Consider the following 20,868-nt stretch of genomic DNA (forward strand, 5'->3'; position numbering starts at 1 on the left):
CTTCCCGACGCCTCAATCGACCTTGCCGATCCGCTGCACCGCGCGCACCAGCCTCGCGCTGTCCTCGCGGAAGAAGCGCTCGAACGTCTCGCCCTCCTGATAGGCGATCGGGCTTCCGGCAGCGTCCAGCGCCCGCTTCAGCCCCTCGTCCTTCTCGCAGACCTGGCGCAGCGCGTCCCGCATGCGCGCCTGGACCGGCGCCGGCGTCGCGAGCGGCAGGAACAGGCCCGTCCAGATGTAGAACTCCACGTCGGAGTAGCCGAGCTCGATAAAGGTCGGCACGTCCTCGAAGCCGGGGATGCGCTCGCGCCCCCAACTCGCCAGCGCACGCAGCCGCCCTTCCTTGACGTGCGACAGCGCCGGCCCCGGCCCCGAAGCCAGCGAATCCAGCGTGCCCGACAGCAGCGCCGTGAGCGCCGGCCCGCCGCCCTGGAACGGCACGTGCAGCAGGTCGATGTCCGCGGCCCCCGTCAGCATGGCCATGGCGACGTGCAGTGTGGAGTAGTTCCCCGCCGATCCGAAGGTGATCGCGCCCGGGCGCTTCTTCGCGTCCGCCACGAAATCCTGCACGGACCGCCAGGGGGAGCTCGCCGGCACCAGCATCACGGTCGGATCGGCCGTGATGCGCGCGATCGGCGCGAATTGCTCCACGGTATAGGCGGGCGTGCGCCCCTGGATGCGCTCGCTTTCCGGCAGCATGGCCAGCGAGGAAAGCGCGAGCAGCGCCGTGTATCCGTCCGGCGCCGCGCGCGCCACGCTCGCGCTGCCGACGATGCCGCCGGCACCCGCGCGGTTCACCACCGGCACCGCCTGCCCCAACACCCGCTCCAGCGCGGCGGCCGTCGGGCGCGCGGTCACGTCGGCCTGCCCGCCCGGAGGAAAGGCAACGACCATCTGGATGGGGCGCGTCGGCCAGGCCGCCCCCTGCGCCATCACCGGCAGCGGCGCCAGTGCGCCAAGCGCGGCCATCACCTCACGACGATGCAACACCATCTTCCTCCCGCGGGCGATCCGCGCCACCCGTCATTCCCGGACCACGCATGGGGCCCGCCGGTCTTGCGCCGGCCGGACGCCCCGCTCGCTCAGGCCGCGCCGCGCAGCGCCGCCGCATCCACGCGCCGCAGGGTGTTGCGGATGCGCCCGATACCCTCGATCGCGCACTCCACCACGTCCCCGTCGCGCAGGAAACGCGGCGGCTTGAAGCCGATGCCCACCCCTTCGGGCGTGCCCGTCGCGATCACGTCGCCCGGCAGCAGCGCCGTGCTGAGCGAGATCGTCTCGATCAGCGTCGGGATGTCGAAGATCAGGTCGGACGTCACCGCGTCCTGCCGCTTCTCGCCGTTCACCGTGCAGGTCACGCGCATGGCCTGTGCGTCCAGCTCGTCGGTCGTCACGATCCAGGGGCCCATCGGGCAGAAGCCGTCGATGCCCTTTCCCAGCAGCCACTGCTTGTGCTTGCCCTGCAGGTCACGGGCCGTCACGTCGTTCACCACGGTGTAGCCGAACACGTGCTTCATCGCGTCCGCCTTGGTGATGCAGCGTCCGCCCCGCCCGATCACCACGGCAAGCTCCGCCTCGTAATCGACCTCCGCGTCCAGCCCGGGCACCAGCGGGATGTCGTCCCAGGGGCCGGAAACGGAGGTGAAGGGCTTGGTGAAAATGATGGGCGCCTTGGGGATCGCGTCCGCCGCGCTCGTGGAGGAGGAATCATAGCCGCTGCCGGCGAATTCCCGCGCATGGGCGTGGTAGTTCTTGCCCACGCAGAAGATGTTGCGCGGCGGCACGGGAAGCGGCGCCAGCAGCATGGCCTCGTCCAGCACCTCCCCCTCGCCCTCCGGCTCCGGCAGCGCGGCCCCGCTGGACAGCGCCGCGATCAGCCCGGCCATGTCGTGCGGCATCTCCGGCGCCAGCGTCTCCAGCGGCCAGAAGCGGCGCCCGTCGGCATCCACGCGCACCAGCCGGGCGGAGGCCCCTGTCTTCACCATCGCAAGCTTCATGCGCCGCTTCCTATACCAATTTTGCTTTTCAGTGAACCAATTCGCCAGTATGGTCCTCTCATTGGTTGATCCAGTCAAGACATTCGAGGCCATGCCGGAACCCACCAAGGACCGCCCGGGCGCGGCCGCGCTGCTGGACAGCCTCACGCGCGACCTCCGCGCCGACCGCTGGCGCGAGGGAGAGCGCCTGCCCACCGAGCGCGACCTCGGCACCACCTACGGCGTCGCCCGCAACACCGTCCGCCGCGCCCTGGACGCGCTGGAGCAGCAGGGGCTCATCCTCCGGCACGTCGGGCGCGGCACCTTCCGCGCGCCCCCCGCGCCACCCGCGGCGGAGGAAAGCCTCAGCCCCTCGGACGTGGTGGAATGCCGCCTGATCCTGGAGCCGGAGATGATCTCGCTCGCCGTCGCCCGCGCCAGCCAGGCCGACATCGCCCGCATGGACGAATGCCTGCGCGGCACCGACGGGGCCGCCGACCTCGCGGCCTTCGAGCACTGGGACGCCGCCCTGCACGACGCCTTCGCGAGAGGCACCCACAACGGCGCCGTCATCGCCATGTCCCGCTCCCTCGCCCGCGTGCGGGAGCGCACGGACTGGGGGCGCCTGAAGGCGCGCGGCAACACCGCCGCGCACCGCGCCACGCTGCAATCCCAGCACCATGCCATGGTGGAGGCCGTGCGCCAGCGCGACCGCGCGGAAGCCCGGCGCGTGATGCGCGAGCACATCCTCTTCGTGCAGGACTACATGTTCGGCGACTAGCCGCTAGATCCGCACCTCGATCCGCCCGCCCACCTCGCGCGCGGGGATGCTGCGCACGGGCTCGCTGATCGGCGCGGTGCGCGCCGCACCCGTGCGGATATCCACCAGCCCCTGGTGCAGCGGGCACTCCACGCAGCCATCCTCCACGAAGCCCTCCGACAGCCGCGCATGCCCGTGGGAGCAGAGGTCGTGCAGGGCGAAGACCTCCCCCTCCACCCGGAACAGCGCGACGGGCAGCCCGTCCACCACGCAGCCCAGCACCTCGTCCTCCACCACGACAGCCGCATCGGCCGCGTCCCGCCACTCGCTCATCGGGCGTCCTTTCTCAGATCGGGAAGGCGAGCAGGGTCTGCACGCGCAGGGTGTCGTAGATGCAGCGCTTCTGCCGGAAGCGCAGCCCCCCTTCGGTCCGCACGACCTGGTCGAGGTAGCGCCCGGCCTGGTAGATGCTGGATTCCCCCTCGACCGAGGTGTTCACCACAACGTAGCTGCTGGAACCGGAGTAGCTGCCATCCGCCTCCTGCCGCCACTCCATGCCCGACACCATGTGCCGGTAGGCCGGCTTTTCGTAGATGTTGGCGTGGCGCAGCGCCAGCACGCGGTCGCGCAGCATGCGCGCACTGTCGCAATGGATCACCGGCGCGGGCAGCCCCGCCTCCTCGTTCTCGCGCGAGACGATCTCGTAAAGGCAGTCCTCCACGAAGAAGCCCGGCCATTCCTCGATCCGGTCGTTGTCGATCGCCGCCACGTAGCGGTCCTGGAGCGCCATCAGCTCCAGCCGGATCATCAGGTCCTCAGCAACGCTCATTCCGCAGCCACCCCGAAGCCCATCATCTTGCGGTATCCCATCCAGAAGTGCCGGATCAGCTGCTCGGAGATCAGCGTGTCCTGCCGCTCCGGCGCGTCGCGCGACATCTCGATCACCGAGGCCTTGTCGCTGTCGCGGTGCGTGCCGCGCTGCACCAGCTCCGTCGCCTCCGTGTCCTCCATGGAGATGAAGCCGGCCGGCCCCACCAGGTTCGCCTGCTTGATCCGCAGCTTCCGCATCTCCGGCGTGTCGTCCTCGTAGCCGAAGAAGTGGAACACCAGCTCGAAATGGTCCGGCCCCTTGGGCAGGAGCTGGCGGCACACCAGGGTGTTGTGGATCTGCTGGATCACGAGCTGCGGGAAGATCGGCTGGATCTGGTTGGTGGCGACCTCCTCGTATTCCTTCTCCAGCGCGAGGATGGAGTCGTCCTCCAGCCGGAACCCCTCGTCATACGAACGGATGCCCTGGCTCTTGTAGTCGGCGGCGTTCTCCTCCTCGTTCTTCATCACGAAGATCACGCTGTGCATGCCGCCCTTCGAGTCCGGCAGGCAGCGCGCCCGCATGCCCACGCGGAAGATGTTGAAGGTGGTGTGGAACAGGTGCAGCAGGCTGGCGTGATAGGGGTCCTTCACGTTCTCGATGTAGAGCTTCCAGTTGCTGTCCGAATACTGCCGCGTGCAGCCGAGATAGGTCACGGGCTTGTGGAACACGCGGTCCACATAGGGGCGCATCTGCGGGCCGATGTAGTCCTCCAGCGCCTCCACCGTGTCGCTGAAGGTGGCAAACACCAGCCCCCGGTAGCTCTCCACGCGCAGCTGGCGCAGGTTGTGCTGCTTCGGGTCGAAGTCCTTGGGCATCCCCGTCGCGTCCTTCTGGCCGCGCCGGAAGGGCACGCCCTGCAGGTTGCCCTTCGTGCCGAAGCTCCACTGGTGGTACACGCAGGAATGCGACAGCGCGTTCCCCCGCGGCAGCCGGCACACCACGGCGCCGCGATGCGCGCAGCGGTTCACCCAGGCGGCCAGCGTCCCGTCCTCCGCGCGCGTCATCACCACGGGCGTGTCGCCGATAAAGGTGCTCTTGTAGTCGCCGGGCTTCGGGATCTCCGCCTCCAGCCCCAGGAAGTTCCAGGTCGGACCGCGATAGATGCGCTCCTGCTCCAGCGTGTAGATCTCGGCGTCGCTGAACACCTTGTAGGGCACGCGGGACCCGTCGGCCCGCGGGAACACCGCGAGCGGCTCGGGCACGGGGCCGGTGGGGGAGTGCTGGTCCATCGGATCGGTCCTCAGGTCGCCGCCCCCGGGGGTCCGGGGCGGCCGCTCAGGCGGAAGCACGCGTCGGGGACGCGCGGATGTCATTATTCCGCCCCCAGAAGCCCCTGACCACCCTTTCCGCCCGCCTCCCCCTTCAAGCCCCGCCCCGCCTGCCCTTAGATCGTCCTCCAACCCAGTGAAGCGGGCCCCGATGCCGACAGCCCCCGACCCGCGCGCTTCCGATCCGCGCGCCTCCGGCCAGCATCGCCCGATCGCGGACCTCGCCACCATCACGGGGGAGGAGAACCTGCTCGTCCTCGCGCTCCAGCCCGGTGACGAAAGCCTGGATTGCGGCGGCCTGATCGCCCGATCCTGCGGGCGCGGGCGCCAGCCATTCGTGATGGTGCTGCATGACGGCAGCGCCTCCCACCCCGCTTCCCGCGAATGGCCGCCCGGGCGCATCGCGGCGGAGCGGGAGCGCGAAACGCGCGAGGCCGTCCGCCGCCTCGGCCTCCGCCCCGAACGCCTGCTCATGGCCGGCCTGTTCGACGGCGAAACCCCCGCGGAGGGCCCGGTCTTCGAGGCCGTCATCCGCGCGGTCTCGCTGGTCATGTGGGCACGGGATTGCGGCCTGCTCGTCGCCCCCTGGCCCGAGGGAAACGCCGCCCGCGCCGCCCACCGCATCGCGGCCGAGGTCGCGCGGCGCAGCGGGGTCGGCCACCTCGCCCATGGCGGCCCCAGCCCGCCGGAGGCCGCTCCGGGCTGGCGCCTCGACATCTCGGCGCAACTGCAGGCCAAGCGGCACGCGGTCGCCGCCCACGCGTCCCAACTGGGCGGCCTGGTGGCGGACGATCCCGGCCCCCGCTTCGCCGCGGCGCGGCTGGAGGCGGCCTTCCAGCCCTTCGAGAACCTGCTCCGCCCGCCCGACTAGGTCCGCCGCCCCGCGGCCTGCCCGAGCGCGGAGGCCAGCCGCAGCGCCCACTCCTCGATGCCCGCCTCCTCGCCCAGGAGATCCTGCCGCACCTCGATCAGCACGGCGTCGATGCCGCGCCGGTCGCCGTGCACCGGCACGGTGTGGTCGTGCACCCCGGGCTCGATGCGATAGGGCTCGTTCTCCCCCACCACCAGCGCCGTGCCGGCCGCGATGGAAGCCGCCAGGGCGCGCCCGAACGCCTCCGCCTCCGCGAAGAGCACCCCCGCGTGCCAGGGCCGCTCCACCCCCTGGAAGCGCGGCGTGAAGCTGTGCACCCCCACCACGATGGCGGGCTGTCCCGCCGCCGCCCGCCCGTCCAGCAACGCCGTGACCGCGTCGTGGAACGGATGGAACCAGGTCGCCTCGCGCGCCGCCCGCTCCGCCGCATCCAGGGCGAGATTGCCGGGGATCGGCGTGTCCTCGCTCCGCTCGGGAATGCTGGTGGGCGCCCCCGGCGGCCGGTTCAGGTCGATCACCAGCCGCGAGACGCCCGAAAGCAGCAGCGGCGCGTCCAGCAGCGCCGAGAGCCGCCGCGCCAGCGCCGCCGCCCCGATGTCCCAGGCGATGTGCCGCCCCAGCTCCGCCGCCGGCAGGCCGAGATCGGCGAAGCGGGCGGGGATGTGGTTCGACGCATGCTCGCAGAGCAACACGAAGGGGGAGGCACCCTGCGCGTTGTGCACCGTGACCGGCGCGGCCTCCGTCACGGCGCGGTGCCCGCCTTCGCCTCGCCCATCCTTGCCTGGCCCGGCCTCACCTCGTCCGTCACCACGTTGAACCCCGCCAGCGTGCAGGGCCCGAAGGTGGTGGTGATGGCCACGTCCGTCGCGTCCCGTCCGCGCGCCATCAGGATGCGCCCGATGCGCGGCGTGTTGTGCCTCGCGTCGAAGGTGTACCAGTGGCCGCCGAGATAGGCCTCGAACCAGGCGGAGAAATCCATCGCCGCATCCACCGGCGGCACGCCGATGTCGCCCAGATAGCCCGTGCAGTAGCGCGCCGGAATGTTCATGCAGCGGCACAGCGTCACCGCCAGGTGCGCGTAGTCCCGGCACACGCCCACGCGGTCGGTGTTGCCGGAAAACGCCGTGCGGAACACGTCCGCGTGCTCGTAGCCGAAGGTGATGCGCTCATGCGCGTAGTCGCAGATGGCCTGCACCCGCGCCCAGCCCGGCTCCACGCCGCCGAACAACGACCAGGCGAGGTCCGACAGCCGGTCCGTCTCGCAGTAGCGGCTGGCGAGAAGGAACACGAGCGTGTCGTCCGGAAGCTGGTCCACCGGGATCTGCCGCGCCTCCGGCACCACCACGTCCGGCGCGCCCGTGTCCAGCACGTCGAAGCGCGTGGAGATGGTCAGCCGCCCCGCGGGGGCGACGATGCGGTGGCAGATGTTGCCGAAGCCGTCTCGGTACTCCGTCGCCCCGATCGGCGGGTCGAAGGTGATCAGGTGCGGCCCCACCACGTCGCCCATGCGCGAGGGATGGACGCTGAGCTCCAGCAGCATCGGCGTCGGTTGCGGGCATTCATAGGTGATGTCGTAGCCGGCATGGATCTTCAAGGCGGAGGTCTCCGGTGCTCGCGGGGAAGATGGGGCAAGGCCCCCGGGAATGGAAAGCGGCAGGCTCATGCGCCGGGAAGCGCCGGAACGCGGGCCCGGAGTTCAGGTGCCGGCGGGTCGCCCTCCTCGGTCACCCGCACCGAAACCTCCATGCCCAGCGCGTCGTCGGGAAAACCCTTCCAGCGCCCGTGCAGCGGCACGGCCTGGGCCGGGTCGCGCGCCACGGCCACGCGGATCAGGTCGCGGTTGCCCACGATGCCGTTGGTGGGGTCGAATTCCACCCAGCCCGCGCCGGGCAGGTAGACGCGCACCCAGGCATGGGTGGAGCCGCCGCCCACATGGCTGCCCTCGCGCTCGCCCTGCATGCCCGGCGAATAAAGGTATCCCGACACGAATCGCGCCGCGAGGCCGAGCGACCGCACGCCTTCCAGCATCAGAAGGGCGAAGTCCCGGCAGGTGCCGCTGCCCATCTCCAGCGTGCGCCAGGGTTCCTGGATGCCGCGCACGGCGCGCGGGATGTAGGTGAAGTCCCGCTTCACCGCCCGCGTCATCGCCACAAGCAGGTCCAGCGTGCCCGTCGGCCCGTCCGGGCGCATGAAGCCGTGCGCCCAGCGGTCCACCACCCGGTCCGGATCGGGCTGGTGCCGCTCCATGGAGCGCGCGAGGTCCGGCATCTCCTCCACCGAATAGGAGAAGGGCAGGCTGCGGGCATGGTCCTCCAGCCGGAAGTCCAGCGCCTCCACGGGGCTGTGGTCCAGCCGCATCGTGCTCTCGAAGCGCAGCTCCCGTCCCCGCGTCGCGAAACGCGCCACGCCCACGCTGTTGCCGAACACGTCGTGCAGCCACCAGAAGGAGGAAGGCTCCGGCGATATGTCGATCCGTGCCTCGATCAGTCGCTGGTCGTGCCCGTCGCGCGGCCGCAGCATCATCCGGTGCTCCCCGAAGGAAACCGGCTGACGGTAGCGGTAGGTCGTGACGTGTCGGACGGTGAGGATCGGCATTGGTGCAACCTGGACGGCCCCGGCATGCGATCGCCGTGCCAGGGACAGAGCAAAGAACGGGCCGGCGGCTGCGAGGGTGCCTTTCCCCGCCGCCTCCGGCCCGTTCTCCGCGTGTTGGGGGAGGTAACGCCCTGGCCCGCCCCGGGTTTCGGAGGCCGCTCAGAAAAGCCCGTCGATCCGCCCCTCGGCATCCAGCCCGATCGTCTCCGCCGCCGGATGGCGCGGCAGGCCCGGCATGGTCATCACGTCCCCGCACACCGCGACCACGAACCCCGCACCCGCCGAGAGCCGCACCTCCCGGACGGGCAGCACATGCCCGCTGGGCGCACCCAGCAGCGCGGGGTTGGCGGAAAAGGAGTACTGCGTCTTGGCGATGCAGACCGGCGCGCGGCCGAAGCCCGCCTCCTCGAAGCGCCTGAGGCGGGTGGCCAGAGCCGGCGGCAGGGCCACGGCCGAGGCGCCGTAGATCTCCCGCGCCACCGTCCCGATCTTCTCCGCCAGCGGCATCTCATCGGGGTAGAGCGGCCTGAACCGCGCCGTCCCGCCCGCGACCAGCCCCTGCACCGCCCGCGCCAGCTCCGCCGCCCCCGCCGCGCCGTCCGACCAGTGGGTGCAAAGGATCGCCCGCGTGCCCAACGCCGCCATGGCCTCCTGCACCGCCGCGATCTCGGCATCCGTGTCGGAGGTGAAGCGGTTCAGCGCCACCACCACGGGCAGGCCGAACTTGCCCATGTTCTCCACGTGGCGCTCGAGGTTGGACACGCCCCGCCGCACCGCCGCCACGTCCTCCGTGCCGAGCGCCGCCTTGGCCACGCCGCCATGCATCTTCAGCGCGCGCACGGTTGCCACCACCACGCAGGCGGAAGGCGCCAGCCCGGCCATGCGGCACTTGATGTCCAGGAACTTCTCGGCGCCGAGATCCGCGCCGAACCCCGCCTCCGTCACCACCACGTCGGCCATGCGCAGCGCCAGCCGCGTCGCGATCACGCTGTTGCAGCCATGCGCGATGTTGGCGAAGGGCCCGCCATGCACCAGCGCCGGGCTCCCCTCCAGCGTCTGCACGAGGTTGGGCATCAGCGCGTCGCGCAGCAGCGCCGCCATGGCGCCGTCGGCCTTCAGCTCGTGCGCGGTCACCGCCCGGCCGTCCCTGGTCTGCCCGATGATGATCCGCCCGAGCCGCGCGCGCAGGTCGTCGAGGTCACGGGACAGGCAGAAGATCGCCATCACCTCGGAGGCGACGGTGATGTCGAACCCGTCCTCCCGCGGGAAGCCGTTGCCGACCCCGCCCAGCCCCACGGCCGCGAGCCGCAGCGCGCGGTCGTTCATGTCGATCGCGCGCTTCCAGGCGATGCGCCGCGCGTCCAGGTCCAGCGCGTTGCCCCAGTGGATGTGGTTGTCGATCATGGCCGAAAGCAGGTTGTTGGCCGCCGTGATCGCGTGGAAGTCGCCGGTGAAGTGGAGGTTGATCTCCTCCATCGGGCCCACCTGCGCCCGCCCGCCGCCCGTGGCGCCCCCCTTCACCCCGAAGCAAGGCCCGAGGCTCGGCTCGCGCAGCGCGATCATCGCGCGCGTGCCCAGCGCGTTCAGCGCGTCGCCCAGGCCGATGGTGGTGGTGGTCTTGCCCTCCCCGGCGGCGGTGGGGTTGATGCCCGTCACCAGCACCAGCGCCCCCTCGGGCCGGCCCTCCTGGGCGCGCACGAAATCGGTGCCCAGCTTGGCCTTGAAGCGCCCATAGGGCTCCAGCGCCTCCGCCGGGATGCCCGCCCGCGCCGCGATCTCGGCAATGGGGCGCAGCGTGGCCGCCCGCGCGATCTCCAGATCCGTCAACATCACGTCCCCTGCCAGCCCTTGCCCCCGGGGTTAAGGCAGGGCCCGGCCGGCGGCAAGAAGGCCGCGCTTGGCCGGAGCCTCCGGCGAATGCCATGCTCCCGGAACAAGAACCGGGAGGAATCCATGACCCACCGCGTCCCCGCGCCCGGCCGGCGCGCCCTGCTGGCCGCCCCCGCCCTGCTCCTGGCGCCCGCCGCCCCAATGTCGGCCGCCATGGCGCAGGCGCCGGATGCCTGGCCCAGCCGCCCCATCTCCGTCCTCGTGCCCTTCGTGGCCGGCGGCCCCTCGGACATCGTGGCCCGCGCCGCCGCCAACCGCATGGCGCAGAGCATCGGGCAGCCCGTGGTGGTGGAGAACCGCCCCGGCGCCAACGGAGAGGTCTGCGCGCGCGTGGTGATGCGGGCGCAGCCGGACGGGCACACGCTGATGATCGGCTCCATCGGCGTCTGGGCCATCAACGCCGCGCTGCGCCCCAACCTCGGCTACGATCCCGTGCGCGACTTCGCGCCCCTCGTGCTGGCCGCCACCACGCCGAACGTGCTGGTGGTCAACGACAAGCACCCCGCGCGCGACATGGCGGCGCTCACTGCGTGGCTGCGCGAGCGCGGGGGCCGTGCCTCCTACTCCACCTCCGGCGTCGGCTCCTCGGACCAGATGACGACGGAACTCTTCAAGCTCCGCACCGGCACGGAGATCACCCACGTGCCCTATACCGGCGGCGCCGCGGCGGCCACCGACCTGATCGCGGGCAACGTCGACCTGTCCTTCCAGAACCTCGGCACGGTGGCCGGCCACATCGCCGGCGGGCGGCTCCGTGCCCTCATGGTCACCAGCGAGCGCCCGCACCCCGTGCTGCCGGGCGTGCCGACCTCGCGGGAAGCCGGGCTGGAGGATTTCGTGGTCACCTCCTGGCAGGCCTTCATGGCCCCGGCGGGCATCCCGGTCCCGCTGCGGAACCGCCTGGCCGGCGCGCTGCGCGACGCGCTGCTGCACCCGGAAACACGCCCGCGGCTGGAACAGATCGGATTCGACGTCGTGCCCACCACGCCCGAGGACTACAGCCGCTTCCAGCAGGCCGAGATCGACCGCTGGCGCGAGGTCGTGCGCCGCGCGAACATCACCGCCGGCTGATCCATGAACAATCATTGATGCAAATCAAAGCGCAACGATCGCGCCGGGCGTAGCCCGCGTCCTGCGGCGGCAACCTGCCGCCCATGGATAGCGAGGACCCCAATGCTGATTCGTACCGGTGCGCTGGCCGCGGCCCTCCTGGCCTGCACCGCGCTGGCGCCCTTCTCGGCACCCGCGATGGCCCAGGACTTCGGCGGCCAGCCCGTGCGCGGCAAGCAGGCCGGCGACATCGTGCTCGGCGCAGGCCTGATCGGCGTGCTGCCCGAGGGCGGCGGGCGCGTCAGCGCCATCGGCGGCCGCCCCGAGGCGAGCGACACCGCGACCGGCCAGCTCGACCTCACCTACTTCCTCGCGCCGCAGGTCTCGCTGAACCTCATCGCCGCCACCACGCGCCACGACGTGCACGTGCGCAACAGCGCCATCGGCGACGTGGACCTCGGCCGCGTCTGGGCCCTGCCGCCCACGCTGAACCTGCAGTTCCACCCCTTCCCGGCCGCACGCATCAGCCCCTATGTCGGCGCGGGCCTGAACTACACCATCTTCTATGGCGAAGGCGGCTCGCGCTCGGCGCCGGTGAACAAGGTCGCGATCGACAACGCCTTCGGCTACGGCGTGAACTTCGGCGTGGACGTGGAACTGGCGCCGCGCTGGCTGGTGAACCTCGACGCCAAGAAGCTCTGGCTGCGCCCGGATGTCAGCGTGAACGGCGGCGCCATCACCGGCCACGCCAACATCGACCCCTGGATCGTCGGCGCCAGCGTCCGCTACCGCTTCTGAACCGTCCCGCGCCGGGGGGAGCAGGATCCCTCCGGCGCGGCCGGATTCAGGCGGCCTTTCGCGCCGCGCCCAGCTCCTCCAGCGCCTCGCCCATCGCGCGCAGCGCCACCTGCATGTCGTCGGGCGTCACCGCCCCGATGCAGCCGATGCGGATGGTGGGCGACTGGGTCGTGAAGAAGTTGCTGATCAGCACGCCGCGCCGCTTCAGCGCCTCCACGAAGCCCTGCAGCGTGAAGCCCGGCGTTTCCGGCTGGTGCAGCGTCAGGATGATCGGCCCCTGGTGTTCGGCATCGAGATAGGGCACCAGCCCCAGCGCCTCCGCCCCCGCGCGAAGCACCCGCATGTTCTCGGCATAGCGCGCCAGCCGCGCCGCCTGCCCGCCCTCCGCCGCGTAAAGGTCCAGCGCCACCGCGAAGGCGTGCAGCGCCTGCACCGGCGGCGTGAAGCGGAAGGAGCCCCAGCCCTGGCGCTCGGCGTGCTTGAGCACGTCGCCGAGGTCGAAGCACCAGGACCCCGCCTGCCCGGCCTGCCCGCGCGCGCGGTCCATCGGGCACACCGCGAACCCGATCCCCGGCATGCCCTCCAGGCACTTGTTGGAGGTGAACAGCACCGCGTCGCATTCCGGCTGCGCCTTGAGGTCGAAGGGCAGCGCGCCGAAGGCCGACACGGCATCGAGGATCAGCCGCCGCCCCGCCGCGCGCACCGCCGCCCCCACCGCCGCCGGGTCGTTGACGATGCCGCTGCCCGTCTCGGAATACACCATGCACACATGCGAGATGCCGGGATCCGCCTCCAGCGCCGCCGCCACCTCCTCCGCCCGCACGCCGCGCGTGTCGGGCACCGGCAGCGCCACCGGCTCCCGCCCGGCCTCGCGCGCCAGGCGCATCATGCGGTCGGCATAGGTGCCGTTGCTGGGCACCAGGATGCGACCGCCCGGCGGCACGAAGGTGCGGATCGCGGCCTCCACCAGGAAGTGCCCGGCACCCTGCAGGGGCAGGGTCGCGTGAACCCCCTCCACCCCGCCGGCGATGTCGCGCACGCGCTCGCGGATGGCCGCGTATTCCGGCCCGAAGTCGCGGTCCCAGGGCGCGATGTCGATCGCCATGGCCGCGCGCGTCTCGGGGCGGGTCTGGACGGGGCCGGGCGTGAGGAAAATCATGGAGGCGACCTTGGGCGAATGGGCCCGGCCAAGCTGCACCCGCGCGCCATGGCCGGACAACCCGCCCCGGCCCCGCCGCACGCAATTCTCAGGCGGTGAGCGCCCCGCGCAACTCCCGCAGCAGCTTGCGCCGGATCGCCTCGGCGAAATCGGCGTAATCCCGGCATTCCATCACGAAGGCGCCGGGCCCGCCGATCACCTGCGCCGCGTAGTAGGCGGGAAGGTCCGGTTCCTCGTTCACCACGGCCAGCCCGTTCACCACCACCCCGGCCGAGACCGCGGCGTCCCGCACCGGCGCGGGCGGCATCCCCGCATTCCCCGCCCCATCCCCGGACACATCGACCACCGGGCGCGCCGCCTGCCCGGGAAAGGCGGCCAGCAGGCCGAGCGCAGCCCGCATCGCCTCCCCCAGCGCCGTCGCGCCGGGCGGCACCAGCCGGGGCGTGGCATCCAGCGCATCGGCCAGGGCGGCGGCGCCACCGGCACCGTCCACCAGCATCCAGGGCACCGCCACCTCCTGCGTGACGGACCACAGCAGCACGGAAACAGCCGCCGCCCCGCGCGGCCCGCCCGCGGCGGCCGCGGCCACCTCCGGGTCCCGGAAGGCGGCGGCCAGCCCGCCCATCATCAGCCCGAACTCGTCATGGTCCACGGAGGAGGAGGCATCCACCGCCAGGCACAGCGCGATGTCCACGTCCCGCATGCCCGGCACTTGGGGCGGGCGGCCACCGGGCGAAAGGGCGGGGTGGCAAGCCCCGTGAGGCCGGGGCAGGATCGCCCACCCGGCGCAGGGCCGGCACGAGGCGTGGCATGACAACCCGGCGCCTGGTCCTCGCGGCGGCCCCCGCCCTGCTGGCCGCCCCCGCGGTGCGGGCCCAGTCCGGCCAGGCCGGCGCGCAGGCCCCCTGGCCCGGCCGCCCCATCCGCATGGTGGTGCCCTACACCCCCGGCGCCGCCACCGACGCCATGGCCCGGCTCGCCGCGCAGAAGATCGGCGAGCGCCTGGGCGTTCCCGTGGTGGTGGAGAACCGCGCGGGCGGCAACGGCTCGATCGGCAGCCAGGCCGTGCTGCAGGCGCCGGCGGACGGCCACACCATTCTCGGCTCGGCCAGCGTGCACCCCATGGCGCGCCAGGTGATGAAGGCCGCCCCTTACGACCCCGTGGCCGATTTCGTCCCCATCGCCCGCAGCGCCCGCGGCCCCCTGGTGCTGGTGATGGACCCCGCCCGGCCCCAGCGCACGATCGCCGAGGTGGTGGAGGCCGCGAGGCGCGAGCCCTCCAGATGGAGCTTCGCCATGTCCTCCCTCGGCGCCGCCGGCCATCTCAGCGCCATCGAGTTCAACCGCGTCACCGGCAGCAACATCGAGATCGTCGGCTACCGCGGCACCGCCCCGGCCCTGTCGGACGTGGCCGCGGGCAACGCCCAGCTCATGTTCGACGCGGCGCTGGCCATCCTGCCCATGGTGCGCGGCGGCCAGCTCCGCAGCCTCGGCATCGCCACCCCCGCGCGCACGGATCTCGCCCCGGACCTGCCCACCCTTGCCCAGGCCGGCCTGCCCGGCTTCGAGTTCTACTCCTGGTACGGGGTCTGGCGCCCCCGCGCCCTGCCCCCTGCCATCGTCGCCCGCCTGCACGAGGCCGTGGCGGGCGGCATGCGCGAGCCCGCCACCGTGCAGCGCCTGGCCGCCCTGGGCTTCGAGCCGGTGGAGGAAACCCAACCCGCGCTGGAGGCCTTCATCCGCGACGACGTCTCCCGCAACGCCGCGCTTCTGCGCCTCGCGGGGTTCCAGCCGGAATAAGGCAATGCCTTCCCTCCCCTTGGGCCGGCCTCCCCGGCGCACCAGATAGGCCGCCACACCGGATCGTGAGCCGTCGCGCAGCGAAGGACGCGGAACGCGCCCGCGGCGCAACACCAGGGAGCACTGCGCTCAACATGGACGGCCCTTCGATCGCGCCCCTGACCGGAGCGGAAGCCTCCACCGAGGGCGCGCCCATCTCGCGCATCGTGACCGAGGTCGCCGCCACCTTCCCCGGGGAGCGCATATCGCTCGGCGAGATGTCCGAGGCCTTCGGCGACCGCGCCTTCGGCCTGCTCATCCTCCTCCTGCTGCTGCCCTCCCTGCTGCCCGGCATGGCCACCGTCTTCGGCACGCCACTGCTGCTGCTGGGCGCGCAGATGGGCCTGGGCCGCCGCGTGCCGAAGCTGCCCGCCTTCATGGCGCGCCAGTCCATCAAGCGCACCGACCTGCTGCGCCTGGCCGGTGCCTCCTCCAAGTGGCTGTGGCGGATCGAGCAATATGTCCGCCCCCGCCCCGGCCCCTTCGCCAGCCCCTTCGGGGACAAGCTCTTCGGCTGGCTGACCGTCTATGTCGCGATCATGCTCATCCTGCCGGGTCCGGGCACCAACGGCCCGCCCGCCTTCGGCAACATCGTCATGGCCCTCGGCCTGGTGGAGCACGACAGCCGCACCATAGGCTGGGGCGTCGCCCTCACCGTGCTGGGCTGCGCCTTCGCCACGGGGGTGCTGGGGGTGCTGGCCTGGGTGGGCATCAAGGCGCTCGGCCTCGTGCTCTGAGGAACACACCACCCGCGCTTCGGGGCCACACCCCCATCGCCTTCCAACCCCGGCCGCGCTAGAAGCCCGCGCATGCGCCGGTGGCCCGAAAGGGCTGAAACGGGAATGCGCGACGTGCCCCAGGCCGGCAAGGCCGCGGGCACTGATCCGCAACTGCCCTCGCAACTGTAGGCGGCCCATTCCGGCCCCCCATTCGCCATTGTGCCCCTCGGGGCGCGAGAAGGCGGGGGCCGGTCCCGCAAGGGAGGCCGCGAGTCAGGAGACCGGCCGGCGCAGAGCTGTCTCGCGCGTGCCGGGCGAGGTGCACCGGCGCAACGGACCATACGGGGGGCCCACCGCCCCTTCCGCATGCGGGAACCGCGTCCACCGTCGCGTGGCCTCTTCGGGACATCGTCCCCGGGGCCGCGCGGCAGACCGTGTTTCGCTCGCCTGGGGAACCCCGATGCGACGTATCCTGCTGCTTTCCTTCACCAGCCTCTCCCTGGTGGGCCTCGCCGCGCCCGCGGCCCTGGCACAGCCCACCCCGCCCCTGAACCAGCCCAGCGCGGCGGTGGCGGAAACCGTGGTCACCGCCACGCGCATCCCCACCCCCGCCGAGCGCGTGCCGGGCAGCGTCACCGTGATCGACCGCCAGACCATCGAGGAGCGCGGCTACCAGACCCTCGCCGAGGCCCTGGTCACCGTCCCCGGCCTCGCCCTGATCCAGTCCGGCGGCATAGGCCAGCCCGCCTCCGCCTTTATCCGCGGCACCGCCTCCCGCCACGCCCTCGTGCTGCTGGACGGCGTGCCCGTGAACGATGCCTCCGAGCCCAACGGCGCCTTCAACTTCGGCAACGACCTGCTGGGGCTGGAGGTGGAGCGGATCGAGGTCCTGCGCGGCCCCGCCTCCTCCCTCTACGGCTCGGGCGCCATCGGGGGCGTGGTGAACATCGTCACCCGCCGCGCCACCCCCGGCCGCCCCGCCGAGGTCTTCGGCGAACTCGCAGGCGGCAGCAACCGCACCCTCCGCACCGGCGCGGGCATCACCGGCACGGCCGGCCAGTTCGACTACCTGCTCTCGCTGCGCAGCCTCTCCACCCGCGGCACCGACGCCACCGCCCCCCGCTTCGCCACCAACACCGGGGAGCGCGACGGCTTCCGGGGCCTGACCGGCACCGCCCGGCTCGGCTGGACGCCCGATGCCCGCCTGCGCGTGGAGGGCCTGGCCAACTGGCGCGACAACCACGGCGGCCTGGACAACGTCCCGGACGACGACCCCAACTATTCCTTCAACGACCGCCGCTTCACCGGCCAGCTCCGCGCCGAGGCCCGCCCCATCGAGGCCTGGACCACCGGCTTCCGCATCGCACGCAGCCAGGACCGCCGCCGCTACACCAACCTGCCCGACAGCCTCTCCTCCTCCACCACCGACGACCTCTACCGCGGGGAGCGCACGGTCTATGACTGGGGCAACCAGCTCCGCCTGCCCGACGCCGGCCCCTTCGACCAGAGCCAGCTCGCCTTCGGCCTGACGCATGAGCGCGAGGAGGTCCGCCAGGCCTCCGGCAGCTCCTTCTTCCGCACCACCACCAACGCCTCGGCCAGCAGCACCGCAATCCACGCGGGCTATCAGGTGCGCCTCCTGCGCCGCCTGGACCTGACCGCCGGCATCCGCAATGACGACGCCGAGGACTACGGCAGCCACGCCACCTACCGCCTCGGCGCCGTGCTGGCCCTGCCGGAGATCTCGGCCCGCATCCGCACCGCCTATGGCACCGCCTTCAAGGCGCCCTCCCTTTACCAGCGCTATGGCGTGATCACCGGCTTCTTCCAGGGCAACCCGGACCTGCGCCCCGAAACCTCCGAGGGCTGGGAGGCCGGGGTGGAGTTCGACATCCCCCTCGCCGGCCAGCGCGACCTCGTGACGCTCGGCGCCACCTACTTCCAGAACCGCATCCGCGACCTCATCAACTTCGACGCCGCCTTCACCTCGCTGGAGAACATCGACCGCGCGCGGATCAAGGGCGGGGAGTTCACGGCAACGCTGCGCCCCACGCGCTGGCTGACGGCCAGCGCCGCCTACACCGTGACGGACGCGCGCGACGCCCGCAGCGGCGAGCGCCTCGCCCGCCGCCCCGAGCAGCAGCTCGCCCTCAACGCCACCCTCCGCCTGGGCGAAACCGTCACCGTCGCGCCCGAGGTCATCCTCTACGGCCGCTCGCGCGAGGGCGCCTTCGCCTCCTACCGGGACGACGGCACCGCCAACACCCTGGCCCAGGACAACAAGGCCGGCACCCTGTTCAACCTGACCGCCACCTGGCAGGCGACCGAGCCGGCCGCCCTGTTCCTGGAGGGCCGCAACCTCGCCAACAGCCGCTTCGAGCCCGCCAACGGCTTCGCGGTGGCGGGCCGCACCGTGCTGGCGGGCACGCGCTTCCGGTTCTGAGCCGATCGCAGGTTCCGCCGGGCGCGAATGGCGCCCGGCGGGCAGCGACCTCGGCGCCGCGGCGTTGATGCCGGGAAACGAGGAGAGAACCGATGAGCCAGATGACCCTTGTCGACCTGTCGGAGCGGATGGCCGACATCGACTTCGCCATGCTCTCCACCCGCGCGGCGAGCGGCGACATCGCCGCGCGCCCGATGAGCAACAACGGCGACGTCGCCTACAAGGGCGATTCCCACTTCTTCACCTGGGAGGCCTCCCACACGGTGGAGGACATCCGGCGCGACCCCAAGGTCGGCCTCTCCTTCGTCGGCAGCAAAGGCTTGCTGGGCAAGCCTCCCATCTTCATCGCGGTGGAGGGCCAGGCCGAGCTGATCCGGGACAAGGCCGCCTTCCGCGAGCACTGGGTGCCGGACCTCGAGCGCTGGTTCGAGCAGGGCATCGACACCCCCGGCCTCATCCTCATCAAGGTCCATGCCGGCCGCATCCACTACTGGGCCGGCGAGGACGAGGGCGAGGTGCCGCTGGGATGAGCACGGCCCCCCTCATCCTGCTGGCCGGCGGCACCGGGGACCTCGGCGCGCGGATCGCGAAGGCCATCCTCCGCCAGGGCGCCCCGGTTCGCGCCCTGGTGCGCCGCGGCACGCCCGTGGAGAAGCTGCAATGGCTGCGCGGCCTGGGCGCGGAGGTGGCGGAGGCCGACTACGCCGATCCCGCCGCCATGGCCGAGGCCTGCGCCGGCACGGCCTGCGTCGTGTCCGCCCTCAGCGGCCTGCACGAGGCGATCGTGGAGAACCAGTCCGCCCTGCTGGAGGCCGCGGTGCGGGCGCGCGTGCCGCGCTTCATTCCATCCGACTTCGCGCTGGACTTCACCAAGCTGCCGCCCGGCGCCAACCGCAACCTGGACCTGCGCCGCGACTTCCACGCGCGCCTGGACCGCGCGCCGATCGCCGCCACCTCCATCCTCAACGGCGCCTTCGCCGACATGCTGACGGACCAGGCGCCGATCATCCTGTTCGGGCTGAAGCGCGTGCTCTACTGGGGCAGCGCGGACCAGCCCATGGATTTCACCACCCGCGACGACGTGGCGGCCTTCACCGCCGCCGCCGCGCTGGACCGGACGACGCCGCGCTTTCTCCGCATCGCCGGCGACCAGGCCAGTGCCCGCGACCTGGCGGCGATCGCCGGGCAGGTCACGGGCACGCGCTTCCGCACCCTGCGCGCGGGCGGGCTGGGGTTCCTGCGCGCGCTGACCGCCCTGGCCCGCCGGCTGCACCCGCAGAAGGGGGAAGTCTACCCGGCCTGGCAGGGCATGCAGTACATGGAGAACATGTTCGACGGCCGGGCCAAGCTCCATCCGCTCGACAACAACCGCTACCCCGGCCTGCGCTGGACCGGCCTGCGGCAGGTCCTCGCCGCGCGCTGACGGGCGGGCGCCCTCACAGCGTCTCCAGCAGCCCCACGATCACCTGCCCGCGCGGCGCCAGGTCGCGCCACAGGATGTGCTCGTTCGGCGCGTGGGCCCCGGCCCCCGTGCAGCCCAGCCCGTCCAGCGTGGGGATGCCGAGCGCCGCGGTGAAGTTCCCGTCCGAGCCGCCGCCGCGGTGCTGCTTGGGCAGCTCGTAGCCCGCCTCCCGGGCCAGGGCGCGGGCGCGCTCGTAAAGGTTCAGGATGTCCGGGTTCTCCGCGAAGGAGGGGCGGTTCATGCCCCCTTCCACGGTGATGGTGATCCCGTCCTCGCTGCCCGCCAGCGCCAGGATCTCCCGCTCCATCCGCGCCCCGTCCTCGGGGTTCGCCACCCGCAGGTCGATCTCGCAGCCGGCCTCGGGCGGGACCACGTTGGGCCGCGTGCCGCCCCAGACCGGCGCCACGTTGGTGGTGGTGCCCCCCGCCAAGTCCACCATGCCGTGCACGGTCTGGATCAGCCCGGCCAGCGCCACCACGGCGCTCCGCCCTTCCGACCAGTTGCCCCCGGCATGGGAGGACACGCCTTGGATCTTCACCACGAAGCGCCCGACGCCCTTGCGCGCGGTGACGCAGGCGCCGCCCGGGTTGCCCGCGGGCTCGGGGATCAGCACGGCGCTGGCGCCCCGCGCCTCCTGCTCGATGAGCGCGCGGGAGGTGGGGCTCCCCACCTCCTCGTCCGGGGTGAGGAGAAGCGTGATCGGGCTGTTGGTCCGCACCTTCTGCCGCAGGATCTCGCGCATGGCGTGGAAGGCCAGGAAGGAGCCCGCCTTCATGTCGTAGATGCCCGGCCCGAAGGCCTTCTCCCCCTCCACCTTCCAGGGCATCGAGGAGGCGAGCGTCCCGTTGTCCCACACGGTGTCCAGGTGGCCCGCGATCAGCACCGGCTTGCGGTTCCCGGTGGATGGCGAGGGCGGCGTGCGGACGATCAGGTTGTCGCCATAGCCGTCCCGCCCGGGGATGCGCGTCACCTCCGCGCCCGCCTCGCGCAGCGCCGCCTCCGCCCGGTCCATCAGCCCGTTCACCGCGGCCGCGTCGGTGGTGGGGGTCTCGTGCAGCACCCAGCCGCGCAGTTCCTCCAGCAGGGCCTCGCTGGTGCCGATCCGGGTTGCCGCCATGGTCGCCTCGTCCTTCCGTTCACGCGGAGGGGGGTTCTCGCGCCCGGGTC

Annotated in this window: 21 protein-coding genes and 1 riboswitch; of the genes, 9 read left to right on the plus strand and 12 right to left on the minus strand. The window is 72.3% G+C overall.

Annotation, left to right across the window (positions count from 1 at the left end; translation table 11 throughout):
* Window positions 1-12: 12 nt before the first annotated feature.
* Complete coding sequence (locus ACFFIC_RS07170; protein ID WP_377049661.1) at window positions 13-993, minus strand: Bug family tripartite tricarboxylate transporter substrate binding protein; 981 nt, start codon at window positions 991-993, stop codon at window positions 13-15.
* Window positions 994-1,082: 89 nt separating this feature from the next.
* Window positions 1,083-1,997, minus strand: a complete 915-nt coding sequence (locus ACFFIC_RS07175) for a fumarylacetoacetate hydrolase family protein (RefSeq protein ID WP_377049483.1) — start codon at window positions 1,995-1,997, stop codon at window positions 1,083-1,085.
* Between the two features lie 91 nt (window positions 1,998-2,088).
* On the opposite strand from ACFFIC_RS07175, the gene ACFFIC_RS07180 reads away from it, so the two are divergent.
* Window positions 2,089-2,757 (plus strand): FadR/GntR family transcriptional regulator, encoded by a 669-nt coding sequence (locus tag ACFFIC_RS07180; RefSeq protein ID WP_377049484.1) that lies wholly within the window; start codon window positions 2,089-2,091, stop codon window positions 2,755-2,757.
* A 3-nt stretch (window positions 2,758-2,760) separates the two neighbouring features.
* Here the strand turns inward: ACFFIC_RS07180 and andAb are convergent, their stop codons facing one another.
* The 3 genes from andAb to andAc are packed head-to-tail and all read right to left on the minus strand — an operon-like array spanning window position 2,761 to window position 4,836.
* The gene (gene andAb, locus ACFFIC_RS07185) at window positions 2,761-3,069 is read right to left on the minus strand and encodes an anthranilate 1,2-dioxygenase ferredoxin subunit AndAb (RefSeq protein WP_377049485.1); all 309 of its coding nucleotides are present in this window, start codon (window positions 3,067-3,069) and stop codon (window positions 2,761-2,763) included.
* Window positions 3,070-3,082: 13 nt separating this feature from the next.
* Window positions 3,083-3,565, minus strand: coding sequence for an anthranilate 1,2-dioxygenase small subunit AndAd (gene andAd, locus ACFFIC_RS07190; protein WP_377049486.1), 483 nt, complete (start codon window positions 3,563-3,565; stop codon window positions 3,083-3,085).
* On the minus strand, window positions 3,562-4,836 hold the full coding sequence (andAc, locus tag ACFFIC_RS07195) for an anthranilate 1,2-dioxygenase large subunit AndAc (RefSeq protein WP_377049487.1): 1,275 nt from the start codon (window positions 4,834-4,836) through the stop codon (window positions 3,562-3,564). The genes andAd and andAc overlap by 4 nt, the downstream gene beginning before the upstream one ends.
* A 190-nt stretch (window positions 4,837-5,026) precedes the next feature.
* Between andAc and ACFFIC_RS07200 the strand changes: the two genes are divergently transcribed.
* Complete coding sequence (locus ACFFIC_RS07200) at window positions 5,027-5,746, plus strand: PIG-L deacetylase family protein (RefSeq protein ID WP_377049488.1); 720 nt, start codon at window positions 5,027-5,029, stop codon at window positions 5,744-5,746.
* On the opposite strand, the gene ACFFIC_RS07205 is transcribed toward ACFFIC_RS07200, so the two are convergent.
* From ACFFIC_RS07205 to ACFFIC_RS07220, 4 genes are all read right to left on the minus strand, one after another.
* Window positions 5,743-6,492, minus strand: coding sequence for an N-formylglutamate amidohydrolase (locus ACFFIC_RS07205; RefSeq protein WP_377049489.1), 750 nt, complete (start codon window positions 6,490-6,492; stop codon window positions 5,743-5,745). The genes ACFFIC_RS07200 and ACFFIC_RS07205 overlap by 4 nt on opposite strands.
* Entirely contained in the window at window positions 6,489-7,340 is an 852-nt protein-coding gene (locus ACFFIC_RS07210; RefSeq protein WP_377049490.1) for a transglutaminase domain-containing protein, read from the minus strand. The genes ACFFIC_RS07205 and ACFFIC_RS07210 overlap by 4 nt, the downstream gene beginning before the upstream one ends.
* 65 nt (window positions 7,341-7,405) lie before the next feature.
* Entirely contained in the window at window positions 7,406-8,341 is a 936-nt protein-coding gene (locus ACFFIC_RS07215; protein WP_377049491.1) for a transglutaminase family protein, read from the minus strand.
* 159 nt (window positions 8,342-8,500) lie between these two features.
* A complete protein-coding gene (locus ACFFIC_RS07220; RefSeq protein WP_377049492.1) occupies window positions 8,501-10,171 on the minus strand; it encodes a formate--tetrahydrofolate ligase in 1,671 nt (556 codons plus the stop codon).
* Window positions 10,172-10,294: 123 nt separating this feature from the next.
* On the opposite strand from ACFFIC_RS07220, the gene ACFFIC_RS07225 reads away from it, so the two are divergent.
* Entirely contained in the window at window positions 10,295-11,302 is a 1,008-nt protein-coding gene (locus tag ACFFIC_RS07225; RefSeq protein WP_377049493.1) for a Bug family tripartite tricarboxylate transporter substrate binding protein, read from the plus strand.
* A gap of 102 nt (window positions 11,303-11,404) precedes the next feature.
* Window positions 11,405-12,079, plus strand: coding sequence for an OmpW/AlkL family protein (locus tag ACFFIC_RS07230; protein WP_377049494.1), 675 nt, complete (start codon window positions 11,405-11,407; stop codon window positions 12,077-12,079).
* A 46-nt stretch (window positions 12,080-12,125) separates the two neighbouring features.
* Here ACFFIC_RS07230 and ACFFIC_RS07235 read toward each other — a convergent pair whose 3' ends face one another.
* Together ACFFIC_RS07235 and ACFFIC_RS07240 are read right to left on the minus strand one after the other, a co-directional pair.
* Complete coding sequence (locus ACFFIC_RS07235) at window positions 12,126-13,319, minus strand: 2-aminoethylphosphonate--pyruvate transaminase (RefSeq protein ID WP_377049495.1); 1,194 nt, start codon at window positions 13,317-13,319, stop codon at window positions 12,126-12,128.
* Between the two features lie 7 nt (window positions 13,320-13,326).
* The gene (locus ACFFIC_RS07240; protein WP_377049496.1) at window positions 13,327-13,941 is read right to left on the minus strand and encodes a DUF1194 domain-containing protein; all 615 of its coding nucleotides are present in this window, start codon (window positions 13,939-13,941) and stop codon (window positions 13,327-13,329) included.
* A 107-nt stretch (window positions 13,942-14,048) separates the two neighbouring features.
* On the opposite strand from ACFFIC_RS07240, the gene ACFFIC_RS07245 reads away from it, so the two are divergent.
* The 5 genes from ACFFIC_RS07245 to ACFFIC_RS07265 all read left to right on the plus strand — a co-directional run bounded on the left by ACFFIC_RS07245 (window position 14,049) and on the right by ACFFIC_RS07265 (window position 19,662).
* The gene (locus tag ACFFIC_RS07245; RefSeq protein ID WP_377049497.1) at window positions 14,049-15,038 is read left to right on the plus strand and encodes a Bug family tripartite tricarboxylate transporter substrate binding protein; all 990 of its coding nucleotides are present in this window, start codon (window positions 14,049-14,051) and stop codon (window positions 15,036-15,038) included.
* 134 nt (window positions 15,039-15,172) lie between these two features.
* The gene (locus ACFFIC_RS07250; protein WP_377049498.1) at window positions 15,173-15,814 is read left to right on the plus strand and encodes an exopolysaccharide biosynthesis protein; all 642 of its coding nucleotides are present in this window, start codon (window positions 15,173-15,175) and stop codon (window positions 15,812-15,814) included.
* A 61-nt stretch (window positions 15,815-15,875) separates the two neighbouring features.
* A riboswitch (cobalamin riboswitch) is annotated at window positions 15,876-16,099 on the plus strand.
* A gap of 157 nt (window positions 16,100-16,256) precedes the next feature.
* Entirely contained in the window at window positions 16,257-18,239 is a 1,983-nt protein-coding gene (locus ACFFIC_RS07255) for a TonB-dependent receptor plug domain-containing protein (protein ID WP_377049499.1), read from the plus strand.
* Window positions 18,240-18,331: 92 nt separating this feature from the next.
* Window positions 18,332-18,769 (plus strand): pyridoxamine 5'-phosphate oxidase family protein, encoded by a 438-nt coding sequence (locus ACFFIC_RS07260; protein ID WP_377049500.1) that lies wholly within the window; start codon window positions 18,332-18,334, stop codon window positions 18,767-18,769.
* Complete coding sequence (locus tag ACFFIC_RS07265; RefSeq protein WP_377049501.1) at window positions 18,766-19,662, plus strand: NmrA family NAD(P)-binding protein; 897 nt, start codon at window positions 18,766-18,768, stop codon at window positions 19,660-19,662. The genes ACFFIC_RS07260 and ACFFIC_RS07265 overlap by 4 nt, the downstream gene beginning before the upstream one ends.
* A 13-nt stretch (window positions 19,663-19,675) precedes the next feature.
* Here ACFFIC_RS07265 and ACFFIC_RS07270 read toward each other — a convergent pair whose 3' ends face one another.
* A complete protein-coding gene (locus tag ACFFIC_RS07270; RefSeq protein ID WP_377049502.1) occupies window positions 19,676-20,818 on the minus strand; it encodes a M20 family metallopeptidase in 1,143 nt (380 codons plus the stop codon).
* Window positions 20,819-20,868: the final 50 nt, after the last annotated feature.

Source organism: Muricoccus vinaceus (genome assembly GCF_042433125.1).
Taxonomy (GTDB): Bacteria; Pseudomonadota; Alphaproteobacteria; order Acetobacterales; family Acetobacteraceae; genus Roseomonas; species Roseomonas vinacea.